The 12196-nt window shown below is 37.5% G+C and carries 14 protein-coding genes and 1 pseudogene; all 15 read right to left on the bottom strand.

Translation table 11 applies throughout. From position 1 onward, the window contains the following. Positions 1 to 6: 6 nt before the first annotated feature. On the bottom strand, positions 7 to 411 hold the full coding sequence (locus tag NYR30_RS04410) for a hypothetical protein (protein ID WP_066421742.1): 405 nt from the start codon (positions 409 to 411) through the stop codon (positions 7 to 9). Then, positions 411 to 2834 carry a phage tail tape measure protein gene (locus NYR30_RS04405; protein ID WP_302502078.1) on the bottom strand — a complete coding sequence of 808 codons (2424 nt, stop codon included), beginning with the start codon at positions 2832 to 2834 and terminating at the stop codon, positions 411 to 413. The genes NYR30_RS04410 and NYR30_RS04405 overlap by 1 nt, the downstream gene beginning before the upstream one ends. A 171-nt stretch (positions 2835 to 3005) precedes the next feature. Then, positions 3006 to 3407 carry a phage tail assembly chaperone gene (locus NYR30_RS04400; RefSeq protein ID WP_066421738.1) on the bottom strand — a complete coding sequence of 134 codons (402 nt, stop codon included), beginning with the start codon at positions 3405 to 3407 and terminating at the stop codon, positions 3006 to 3008. A gap of 49 nt (positions 3408 to 3456) precedes the next feature. Continuing rightward, the gene (locus NYR30_RS04395; RefSeq protein WP_066421736.1) at positions 3457 to 3900 is read right to left on the bottom strand and encodes a phage tail fiber protein; all 444 of its coding nucleotides are present in this window, start codon (positions 3898 to 3900) and stop codon (positions 3457 to 3459) included. 64 nt (positions 3901 to 3964) lie between these two features. Continuing rightward, positions 3965 to 5452, bottom strand: a complete 1488-nt coding sequence (locus NYR30_RS04390; protein ID WP_302502077.1) for a DUF3383 domain-containing protein — start codon at positions 5450 to 5452, stop codon at positions 3965 to 3967. Between the two features lie 12 nt (positions 5453 to 5464). Continuing rightward, positions 5465 to 5968: a phage neck terminator protein gene (locus NYR30_RS04385; protein ID WP_302502075.1), complete on the bottom strand. Its 504-nt coding sequence runs from the start codon at positions 5966 to 5968 to the stop codon at positions 5465 to 5467. Then, a complete protein-coding gene (locus NYR30_RS04380; RefSeq protein ID WP_066421731.1) occupies positions 5953 to 6333 on the bottom strand; it encodes a hypothetical protein in 381 nt (126 codons plus the stop codon). The genes NYR30_RS04385 and NYR30_RS04380 overlap by 16 nt, the downstream gene beginning before the upstream one ends. After that, positions 6333 to 6953: a hypothetical protein gene (locus NYR30_RS04375; protein ID WP_066421729.1), complete on the bottom strand. Its 621-nt coding sequence runs from the start codon at positions 6951 to 6953 to the stop codon at positions 6333 to 6335. The genes NYR30_RS04380 and NYR30_RS04375 overlap by 1 nt, the downstream gene beginning before the upstream one ends. Next, complete coding sequence (locus tag NYR30_RS04370; RefSeq protein WP_066421727.1) at positions 6944 to 7360, bottom strand: DUF4054 domain-containing protein; 417 nt, start codon at positions 7358 to 7360, stop codon at positions 6944 to 6946. The genes NYR30_RS04375 and NYR30_RS04370 overlap by 10 nt, the downstream gene beginning before the upstream one ends. 6 nt (positions 7361 to 7366) lie before the next feature. Further along, positions 7367 to 7750: a hypothetical protein gene (locus NYR30_RS04365; RefSeq protein WP_066421726.1), complete on the bottom strand. Its 384-nt coding sequence runs from the start codon at positions 7748 to 7750 to the stop codon at positions 7367 to 7369. 79 nt (positions 7751 to 7829) lie between these two features. Further along, positions 7830 to 8957 (bottom strand): major capsid family protein, encoded by a 1128-nt coding sequence (locus tag NYR30_RS04360; RefSeq protein ID WP_302502071.1) that lies wholly within the window; start codon positions 8955 to 8957, stop codon positions 7830 to 7832. A 16-nt stretch (positions 8958 to 8973) separates the two neighbouring features. Continuing rightward, on the bottom strand, positions 8974 to 9483 hold the full coding sequence (locus NYR30_RS04355; protein WP_302502070.1) for a structural cement protein Gp24: 510 nt from the start codon (positions 9481 to 9483) through the stop codon (positions 8974 to 8976). A gap of 13 nt (positions 9484 to 9496) precedes the next feature. Further along, positions 9497 to 10810: a DUF2213 domain-containing protein gene (locus NYR30_RS04350; protein WP_302502069.1), complete on the bottom strand. Its 1314-nt coding sequence runs from the start codon at positions 10808 to 10810 to the stop codon at positions 9497 to 9499. Positions 10811 to 10859: 49 nt separating this feature from the next. Next, positions 10860 to 10928, bottom strand: a pseudogene (locus tag NYR30_RS13670) (hypothetical protein); the annotation flags it as partial. 13 nt (positions 10929 to 10941) lie between these two features. After that, positions 10942 to 12183, bottom strand: a complete 1242-nt coding sequence (locus tag NYR30_RS04345; RefSeq protein WP_302502068.1) for a hypothetical protein — start codon at positions 12181 to 12183, stop codon at positions 10942 to 10944. Positions 12184 to 12196: the final 13 nt, after the last annotated feature.

The following is a 12196-nucleotide window of genomic DNA, read 5'->3' as shown; positions in this document are numbered from 1 at the left end:
ATCTAATTACCAACTAGATATACAAAGCATTTCTTTAGATTTATTGTTTTGCAAACATTCATAAGAACTATTACTTAAATTGTTAACAATATTCTTATTTTTATCAATCCAGAAAAATGAACTTCCACTTTTAGCTAAAGAAAAAGCATCGTCACTTAAGAAACCAATATTAGCACTACTATCGTTTTCGCTATGCTGTTCAATGTAAAAGTATCTTAATTTCCCATCAAATTTAATCATTTTCAGAAAAAGAGGATTAATTCCATCTGGTTCAACGCCTTGTGGTGTTGATATGTCACATTTTACTGAATTTAACTTCTCATTAAATCCAGCATATAAACACGTCTCGCTTGATATTGCAAAACTAGAAAATGAAACTGCCACACATAAAGGAATTAATCTCTTTAACATTAGTTCACTCCGTAATTATTCCTCATTAACAAGAAAGATCTATCTTCGCTCAATGTTTTTGCGAAATCAGTAGCTGTACCACTCATTGTTGAAGCGCTTGTTTGTACTTGCACTCCACCATTAAAAACCACTTGAGTATTATTGCTAATATTTCTACTTTGGGCAAGATTTTGTGCATTTTGCAACATAGGCATTACATTTCTTGAAGCATTAGCAATATTTTGCCCTAGTATTGGCTGATTTTCATTAAGTTTGGTTTGTGATGAATAAGATACTTCTTTATCGTTATTTTGAGGATTATTTGCTTGAGCGTAGTGTCGATTAAATCTAGATTTTTGGTATCTAACAAAACTTTGCGGCGTCATTTCATTAGTCATACCATTTAATCGCATGGCTTTAATATCATCTTCAGTTGCATTACCTCTCATAGCGCGAGTAAATGCACCTAATCCGATATTGTGGGCCATATATAAATTTTCTCCTGTAGCTTCTATGCCATATTTTTGCAAATATTCTCCATTCTTTTTAGCTAAAAGTGCAGTTGCCAGCGTATTAATACGTTTGTTATACCTAGGATCACTATCTTTTCTAAAATTAGAACTGTCAATTAAAGTCATTCCTATTGCTTGCCCTTCTTTTGTTTTAGCTAAGTCATTCCATGTATCTTTTGTGAATTGTCCTGTTCCAATAGCCCCTGTAGGAGACATTTTCCCAGTCCAACCATCCTCCATTTTAATAAAGCCTCTAAGAGTTTTTTCATCCATACCAAACATTTCTGAAGCTTCTTTTATATAACCATCAACTTCAGCACCAAACCCTTTAAACCCTTTTTCATTATTGTAAAGCTTGCCGCTTTCTTCAAGCTGAGTCATTGAGTTTTCATTCTTATTTGGATCATATCCACCAAATACATCAGCAAATCCTGTAAACTTTTTCTTAGCTCCAGTCCAAACGTCATTAGCTAAATCTTTACCAGCTTCCCACGCATCATTACCCAAATCTTTAACACCTTCCCACGCGCCTTCAAAATCACCATCAAGCAATTTTGAAATGGTATCTCCAACTTTTCTTAAAGCTGGCAATACTGCGTTAATTAAGTCGCTAGCAAGGTTTCTAAAGCCTGTTATGATCGAATCAACACTGACTTTTCCATCTTTCATGAATCCTTTTAGCTCTAACCACGCCTTGCCATCTTCAATTATGCTAGTAAGATCGGTATAGCCTGTATTAAAAAATAAAATAGCTTTTAATAAGTTTTTAATTGAGAAGTCAGCTCCATTAATCCATTGAATTAATTTACCCCAATCAAATAAACTTTCACCGCCTTTTGCCCATTTTGCATAGTCTTCATATAACAAACCAAATGCAGCTGCTAAACCTAATACTATTGCTATTACAGGTAAGAACGGTGCCATAAAGCTAAATACAGCGGTTGTAGCAGAAATTAAAGTAGGAATTAATGCAACTGAAATCGCTGTCGCAATACCAAAAAATACCCCTTTAACAAGTCCTTCATGGCGTTGTAAATAATCAAAAAAGCCTGTAGCTACTTCTGATATTTTTAACAACATCGGCGCAACTGCATTAGCAATCATTAATTGTAAGCTTTCAAATTGTTGATTTAAGTAAGTTGTTGCCGCTGTGAGCTTTTGAGAGGTTTTAATATCTTCCTCGTTTGATTTGTAGAGTTTACTTACGTTATTAAGATAACCCTCTACAGCTTGTCTACCTTGTATGAGTAAGTTAAATGTTCCATCATCCATACCCATAGATTTAGCTATGCTGTATGCTTGAGTGCGATCCATTTTTGACATACTGTCAGATAAATCTAACAAAATATCGTTTAAATTACGCATTTTGCCAGCGCTATCAAGCACACCAACACCAAAAGCATTAAAAAATGGTACTAATGAGGTATCTCCCATAACGACCATATTAGTAATGCTTGAAGATAATGAGCCAAGATAACCCGTCATACCCTCAGCAGAACCACCAGCCATTTCAGCAGCACTACCCCAATTTGCTAAAGCATTTGTGCTAATGCCAATATTTTTTGCTGTATTATCTAATTCTCGATTAGCATTTGCCGCCTCCAACGCTAACTTGTTTAAACCAACACCAGCCATAATGACAGTACCTAATGCACCTAATGTCTTAGTAAAATTGACAATGACATCAAGTAAATCTTTAGCTACCTTAACATTCTTCTTAGATTGCTTTTCGTGCTTCTCTAAGTTCTTGTTATTGTCATCAAGCGCTTTACTGTCATCTTTAACCGTTTTAGACTTTTTCTTAGTCTTATCATCAAGATCGGAAATTCCTTTTTCCAAATCATCAATTTTAGATAACGCTTCATCCGCTTGTTGATTAAAATCGCCAGCAATTCCTAATTCAAAAAAGAGTGCATCAATAACGGTTGCCATTGTTCGCTTTCCTTTGATTGTAATTATCTACACTTAATACTTCGATTAAATCGAGCGCATCTTCCAAGCTGTACACTGTTTGTAGTTCGTGTAACGTAGCCAATTTTGACGAGATTAACGCACCGACTATTGAGCTGAGATTTAAGTAATTTTCACCATTACTTGGTGCGCTTACCCCAAGATCGGGTTGTTGTCTTGTAGCAAAAAATCAATGTGTAACATCAGTACCTCCTGTCTTAATCGATACAGAGTTGATATATCTTGCACATCGTTAAACTCAAGATTAAGTTTGCGAGGTTGCCCGCCTTTAGGCACAATCTCTACACAATCTAACAGCTCATCAGCTAAAGGAATGAATTTTTCTTCTGGAATATTCTTAAATGCACTTAACGCTACTCTTACAATAGCTAACATGCCGTCTTGTGGGTTAGGTACATCAATTCCGCTACCAGCTAAAGCCAATAAGACTTTCATTGCCCATTTATCCGCCTTAGCAATTGGCATTTCAGTGATGATGAATTTAGTACCAGCATCACGACCTTTTTCGATAACAATTTCTTTTGTCTTTAACATTGCATCACCTCAAAATAAAAAGCCTAGAACACTGTCTAGGCTTACTTTGTTAAATATCTTCAATACTTTTAATCACGATTTTTAATGTATAAGTCGCTGACTCTAAGAGTTTCTTAGCGTTTGTTGCTGCACTTACTTGTGTCAAAAAGCCACTTGCTTGATAGCGTTTTTTGATAGACGGAATTTCGCAAGACACCTCAAATGGTGCAACTTCTTGTTGATTATTGAAGTAGTTGATTGCTGAATCCATGTAATCGCGGCTAGGACTGTTAGCTTGCAAATGAATATTTAAATCTACCTCATACGGTGTAAAACCGCCTGATTGCACACCATCAACGCCCATTGCAGTTTCTGCGATTGAACCTTGTCCAAAATCAAACGCATTGTCCGCGGCGTATTGCTCCATATTGACCCAGTTATCATTAAAACCGCTAGATCGAAGCATTAAGATACTGTTAGCAGATGTAAGAGTTTTTTGTGTATTTGTACGCATACTTTTCCCTTAAAAATAAAAAAGCGACCACTTGGGTCGCTTTGTGAAGATGATTGAATAATGACTATTGAACAGCAATAGAAGCAAGATTGATTGCGTGAACGCTACCGCCGTCCGCATACCACAATTTAGATGGGAATGAACCGCGATTAGCTCTTACTTGCGCGGTTGCATCACCAATATGCAACGCATAGCCTTGAGCATTAATTAATGCGGCTGCATCGTACCCAACTTGATTATTGATGGTTGCTTTTTGTAATTCGGATAACTGAATTCCGATCTCAATAGAACCAAAATTCAACGCTTCATTGATTGGATCTGTACACGCTGCACGTTGTAACGCTTTACCAGTAGCGTTGTAAGGTACAGACTTGTTAGTCACTAACATAGTAATTAAGGATAATTGTAATTGGCTATTGAGATAAATTTGGTTGATAAATGTATCCATCCAATCCCAATCACCGCTCATCGCACCTGGATAAAGGAATAAGAAACGATCATTTGCTGTTGCCCACGCACCGTAATAGTTATAACCATTATTTTTTAGGTTGTTCGCAATAGTCGCATCAGTGACATCTGCTTGTAACCCTGATTGAGATTTGAAAGCAAAAGTAATACGTCCTCTGCGTTCAGTAAAATCAATAGAAGCGGTAGTACCGCAAATAAACGCTGCTTTGTCTAATCCACCATAAATCGGACAACATACACCGCTATATTTTGCTGCTTTTAATAATGCACCAAAACACGTTGTATTGCCTGATTGTGTTGCAGCTGCTTCAATGCCCCAAGGTACATACATAAAACGGTTGTTTTGACCGTTAGACCATTCTGCAAAAGCTAATTTATCTTCAACAGATGGTTCAAAAATTGTGGTGAACGTTCCCCAATTTAGCGTTGATTGAACAACGGCTTGCATAACCGAAACAGGTGTACTTGCATCGCTGCCCTCTGAGATAGTCGCACCAGCCACCTCACTTAAACCTAATGCGTCTGCAATATCGCCAGTAGCAAAATTCATTTCAGATAATGCACCTGTAGTTTTTGATGTGATTTTAAATGCCTGTAATTGTGGCTCAAAAATCACACTAGCACCTGTTACGCTAATAGCTGTTGTAATGACTGTCGCGGCATCAGAAAAGCTTGTTACCTCACTAAGATTAACGGAAACTGAATCAGCTGTTTTACCGTTAATTGAGATTGATAACGTACCGTTGATTTTCTTTAATGCAGATAATTTCATCGAACCTAAAGACGCACCCAACAAAAATGCACCTTCTGCTGATTCGTTATAAGCCATAAAAATTAAGTTGCTAGGTTTTACAGTTGAATTGTCATAACCTGAGAAATAAATCACTGCGGCTTTATACTCATCAGATGACAATCCAAAATACTCTCCTACCGCATCTGCAGTTGCAAACTCTACCGCTTTGTTAGTCGGTAAATTAGTATTTTTACTAATAAATACCGCATTAAGCGATAACGCCGAACCGCCAGCGCTAAGAATGGCTGGATTCACGCTTACAATATGTGAAGCTGGAATAGATTTAAACATTAAGATACCCTCTTATAGTTTGATGATGTCGATTGTTCCTGCTTTCTCGATAAACTCTTGTTCATGCGTGATAACAGGGTTATACGTCAAGTGAACGGTAACGGTGTAACGTTCTTCGTACTCGTTCTTTTCATTAGTAAAAGGAAGATATTGTGGATTGTCACAATAGAGTGGTTGGCAATGTGATAAATGCTCGCAAGAATAAAAATCACGCCATAAATTACAAAATATTCTTGCGTTAACCGCCGCTGTTTTTCCGTAAAAATCTATTTGCATTTGTACTTCCGTACTTTGCAATATTTCAACGTTTCCAGCTTCTTTTGAGTAGTTGTAACTATTTGTAGATAAGGCTTGTTCGTGAATGATATTCATCAAAATAAAATCATTTTTAGGTAACGGTACATTATTGCTGTACCCTCTAATTACTTGATCGCCATTTAAATGAAAAAGTCCAAGCAATAATGCTCGGACTTCTCGATAAATATCATTGTGCGTTGTGTTTAGTTCTGCCGCCATGCTACCACCTTACACCACGTTGGGAATGACTCAGATACTGATTTAATCAGCCACTCAGATTCTTCATTTTCCCCAAACGCCTTAAAAATCAACTTATCCGCACCTTGCTCAGTGATACGTCTTATTGCGTGTATTTGCCCACTAATATAAATATCTAATAGCTGTCCTTGCTGTGCTAGCGAGTCAAATAACGATAAGTCTTGTGTACTTAGACTCTGTGCTTGTATCTTGACAGGAACTTCCTCAAATAACGGTTCTCTGCTTCCTGTATCGTCAACGGTGTAACCTTGATTTAATTTCAATACAGCAGAAATATTAGGATTAACAGTGACGATAGAAGCATTAGCAATACTTTGTAAATCCATTAGCTACCCTTATCTAAAACAATGTAAGTGATGGACTTCTTCATCAACCCAGTATCATCTAGAGGTTGAATAGATATAGCTGCAGGGTTTTTAGATTTTGTATAAGCTTTCCAATTTCGTGCTTTTTTAGTTGCTTCTGACAATGGAGGTGATGTTATTCCAGCAATTGTTTCACGTACATCTCCAGCAGCTTTCATCCCAACTAACTCTAGAATATCAGCAGCATTTCGATTAGCAGCTAAACCATTTATAATATCTTGTCTCCACTCACTTTGTTTTTCAGAAATTGTTGGCCTAAAAAATGGTCTTGGATCAATTTTAACTCTGTGAGCTGGTATAGTGACTTCCGTCGCAAAGTTTGATTTTTGTTTTCTAACAAACTTATTTCCATACTTTTTACTCCAATCTCCGTTTTTTTCTATTCGTCTATGAATAACTGCCTTTCTTTCTGGAACAACAAAGTCCGCACCATACTCGTGAATAACTGCCACATAAGCAACTGGCGTGCCATCATCATAGTGTTGATGTTCAACAATGCCAACTCTCACTACTTTATTTTGCAATACCTTAGCTTGCTCTATCCTCTCTTTTAATGCTGCTTTAAACTTATCTAAAGCCATACACCACCAACCTTACGAACAGAACGTCTTTCAGGTAATCCGCCAATATAAAACCCACTGGCGGATAACTGTTTTAATAACGCCCACAATTGCAAACCGTAAGGAGAGGTAGAAAGCCAGTATTGCCAACCATTACTAGTTGTTGGCGTTGTAAATGATACACTCACACTACCTTGAGTGGCAGAAGCTACTAGCCCTGTCGCACTATTGCTTTCACCTGAATTACATTTAACAGCTAAATGAAGTAAATGCGCTGTGAGCAAACGTTGTGCGTGTTCAAACGTTTTACCGCTCAATGCCCAACTTTCTTTCAGAAAAGTATTAGCAGTATCCTCCCACAACGTTATTGTTTCATCATCTATTTCATTAAAAACTGGAAACATCTTTTTGAATACTGCTATATCCATTTCTATCTACCTTTTCTTGTTAGTGGTTGGTTTAATGACTTCTACATCATCATTTCCTGTTTCATAGTGGCTAGGTGTAATCGGTGAGCTTTCATCTCGTGTTTCCATATCACTAGCAACTTTTTCAGCATCAGCTTCTTTACCACTAGTTTGCACCACGATAAAGCCATGTTCTTTATGAGTCTTAAACACTGCATTTTTCTCAAGTAGTGCTAAATCATCATCACTGACTTGAGTTGCTACACCTAATGGCGTGATTAAACGATCGTTAGCGATCCCAGTACCACCTTTAATTGTGATTTGGTGTGTTTTAATTTTTAAATCTGCACCACCATCAGCGTAAATCACATAAGTGTTATCAGATGTCAAAGTTGAATATACATAAGGCATTTTATCTTCCTCTAAAATAAGAAAAGCCGCATCTTCATAAGATAACGGCTTTTAATTAACGTTAATTATTTATGCGGTATTAAATACCAGTTCCACGATAAACGGCGTAAGGACGTTTACACATTACACCTGCGGTTGCATTAGTGTAATCTTCAACAACGCCTTTTGATTTATTCTCGATACCCAATGCCATAAAGACAGCTGGTACAACTTGAATAAGTGTGCGGTGATCGTCGTCAGAATCATCGCCTTGCACCTCTTCAGCAAATAAGTAGAAAATATCTACACCACCATTTGCTTTTTGGAACTGTGGTGCGGTAACAGTACGACATTTCGGATAAGACTCATTTAGCCATTCCGCGACTGATACCCCCATTTCTGATACAACAGATAGATACGCTGATGTACCTGTTGGTAATACTAAGACAGTCGGTGTGTTTTTCGCATCAACTACACCGTTAGATTGGATTTCCAACTGTGCGAAAGCATTACGCAAATCAGCAGTGATTTCTAAGTAAGTTTTCTTACTCCAATTTGTAGAACCAGAAGCGCCTTCTGCTACAGTTTGATATGGTAATAAAGACGGATCGTTTAATAATCCATAAGTGCGGTTATTACCATCATTATATCCGCGGAAACCGATTAAGTTACGTTGGATATTTAACGCAGTAGATGCCGCAGCACGTTTAGTGTTCGCACTATCTAACTTCATTGCTGATGCACGCGCTGCTTCTAATGTGCCAACTTTAATCCCTTTTTCAAAACGTACAACAGTACGTCTTTCAAATTTGGCATTCCAGCTTGATAATGGAACTGGGCTTAAATCCGCGTACGGTACTGCATCACCCAAAGTTTCCAATACTGGTTGTATAATTTCTTCATCATGCCATTCACCGATAGTTTGCATTCCTACAATTTCATCAATTTTACGAGGTGCGGTAGCGGCACGAACAAAACCAGGTAAAAATGTTTGCAAGAATTGGATTGGCGCACCACCACTAGGTGTAAATACACCACCTTGTACGTCATCCATTGCATAGACATTGTTTACTTCTTTTAAATATTTGGATGTGAAACCGATACCGATTTGTTCCAAATCCTTAAAGTTGCGCACGTCATCAGCGTCCATTGCGATAACTGGCTTATTGTCAGCTAATCGTGACGCATAAGTACGACCACTAATAGCACGTTTTAATTTTGAACCCATTGATTACCCCTTTGTATTAATTAGTTAAACGAATAACGGTTAATCCACCGCTTGCAGTGACTGGATAACGATACACAACAGCGTTAGGAATTAATTCTTTACCTGCACCAGCAGAACTACCAACAGCAACTGTTGATAACTCACCTGTTGTGGTGTCATAAGCAACTAAATCGCCGATCTTGCAAGATGTCGCTACTCGCACAACAATGTCACCCATTGTTAAAACATCACCATGCAAACCGTCTTTAATTGCTAGTGATGGTTCTAAAGCACCTTCTGTTGTACCGTACATTGGATATTCTTTTGAATTAACCAAAATACCAGCAAACACTCGACCAGCTGCAACTTTTCCACCGACTTTAGCGATATTGGTTGCTGCATCTTTGGTGTACGCATACCCAACGATATTTGGATTTGCACCGTCTGAATCAATAATCAATGATTCGGTGCGAGTAGGTGAGTCAAGATGAATATCACCTGGAACACCAAATCCTTGTTCAATATTAACTTTAGTTTGAAAAGCCATTCTTTATCTCCCTTTAAGATAATTGTTTATCTAAAAATGATTTACCTTGTTCTGATGAGTAACTGTCTTGAGCGATAGCAACTGTTTTTTGACTTGAGGTAGGTTTACGATTAGCCATGTAGCCAGTAATCATTGCGACTTCTTGACCTTTGGTCGCTTTTAAGCCTAGTTTCTTACAAGCATAAGCAGCGACCGATTCTGCTGAGTCCATAGCAGAAACATTAAATGCACCTGTGAATTTAGAAACTTTGTTGTACATCACATCACGTTCACCTAATTGCTTAGTAATGCGACGTGTAATTTCGGCTGCATCCATTGCATTTGAAGCTTCGCCTTCATCTTTTGGTTCTTCTTCATCTTCTGCTTGCTCATCTTCATCTTCACTAGTTGAAGGATTTTCAAGCTTAGCAATTCGAGCATCTAAACTTTCCAAAATATCTAAAATCTTATTAATTGGATCTTGTTCTTGCACTTGCTCCCCCTCTCCATCAATATCTTCATCTTCTGTATCATCTGGTGGTGGCGGTAAATCATCGCCCTCATCTCCATTCGCTACATGCTCATCATCAGGCTCAGGTTGGCCATCTTGTTTTTTAAGTTCAGCGATAGTTTTAACTAAATCGCCAGCGATTTTTGCAACATCGTCAATTGTCATTTGTTTTTTCTCCATTGTAGAATCACAAGTAAATGTAAAATGTCCGTAATTAACAGAGGTATCATCCTCATCCATTACCCGAACATCTGCGCCCATTCGCCCTTTATCTACAAGAGCTAAATGATTGCCCTTCAACTCCCGTTGTACATAGTCATACTTCTGACCATTCCATACACCAGGTGAGTGTTCATATTTGCAACGATAACCAAGCGATAATTCTTTTTTACCTGCTTCGATCTGTCGCGCAAACCGTTCAGAAAACACTTTGATGTTTCCATAAAGCGTTCCATTATTAACGTACACATCTTCACCAATAACACCGCTAACACCTTTCTTTTCAGCAGGTGTCATACCGATATCTTCACTGCCTAACATAGCGTGTTCATCAACCCAAGGCAGAAGTTTGAAAGTATTAACCGCTTTCTCTAATTCTTCGGCGGGTCGATAAACAGCGTAAAGATCGTCAGGATTTGGCGGTTTGCTGCCGTCTGATAACGTGATTTGAGATCCTCTATAAAGAAAAACCCCCTCTTTGCTGAGGGGGTTGTCTTTCACTTCAAACCAACCGTTATCATCTATATCTTTTTCATCTTGTGCGGTGGCCGATGGGTAATTTCTAATATCATCACAATCACCGCCAAACGATTCATCTAAATAATCGTGTATTGGCATTGTTTTTATCCTTTTATGGAGGTGTTTCTTATGTTGTAGTTGTGTCACCTTAATTGATCGCAAAGTGTTTTATTTCATCATGCAGATCTACACCTGGTGGCAAATACCATTGCTTGCGATCTGGATTCCATTTAGCGCCATGCTTTTTTAGCTAACTCCCTATCAGCATAAGGAACATTAAGATATGTACCTTTACTTTCTTGATTAGACTTGAATGATTCCCAAGCTTTACGGTGCTGTTCAAGCTCTAACCGTTGCTGTTCAGTAATATTGTATTCTTTATTACTTACATAAATTCTATGTTCACCTTTTCGCTTACCGTCATAGAATTTACCATTCCAATAAGGATTAGCGTGTTTACTTCTTATGTCTGCATACCATTGTGGTAATGGTGGTGGCGTATTAAGTGATTTTTCTTTCCGCGCTTTCCCTTGCTTAGAATAAGTAAAAGAGAGGTTGTTTTGCTCCTCAGCGCCATTAAAATCCACTGACTTAATTCTGCCACCATTGTTAGCATTGATATTTGAAATTTGTCTTTCGTACTCACGTCTAATTAACGCAGGCTCTTCAAGTTCTGACTTTGGTACGTCAATATTAACTTTTTTAGTTTCACCATTGCCTAAATCAACTTCGGCATTAAATTGAACATATTTGTCATTTTCACTTACTGGCTTACCAAAAAAATGCTTTATTGATTTATCAATATCATCTTGTTTGAAAGTTAAATCGCCGTTATGTTTAGCAACTCGTTTTGTTGACTTAACAGCATCAAAGCCTTTGCGCGTTAATGTGCTATATCTATCACTTGATTTATTGAGATAGCCAGCATTAACAAACTCTGCTATCTCTCTTTCTGAAAATAAATTAGGTAGGAAAATTTTATTTGATGGAGGGTTTAACTCTACAGCCATATCAACAAGATCTTTACCTGAACTATTATTTTCAGACGTCATTGCTTTATGGATTTTTTTAGCAAATTTAACAGCAGATTTAGCTTCCTCATCAGTAGGTTTAGCATTACCACCATGTTCTTTGTAGTAGCCTGTGTAGAAATCCTCTAATATTGTCTTTTCTAAAGATAATTTCTTGCTTGCCTTTTTAGGTTTAGATGTTTTTTTACTAATAATCTTATTTTTATCAAGATCTTTAGGTGTCTTAGGACCAGTAAATGACTTGCGAACTTCGGAAATCTTTTCGCCAGTAAATTTACCACCCATACCTTTGATAATCCTTCCATTATCATCAATTTCAACGTGCCGCCCTTTATTTTCATCGCCATTTGGTTTAACAGTGATCCATTTGTTATCCATGGCAACAACTTGGTTACAGAGAGCATTAATTCTTTTTATTTGTTCAGTTGTAAACTTTATCATTACTTATAAACCT

The organism is Gallibacterium salpingitidis, assembly GCF_030517105.1.
GTDB lineage: Bacteria > Pseudomonadota > Gammaproteobacteria > Enterobacterales > Pasteurellaceae > Gallibacterium > Gallibacterium salpingitidis.
This window is presented reverse-complemented; position numbering and strand designations above follow the sequence as displayed.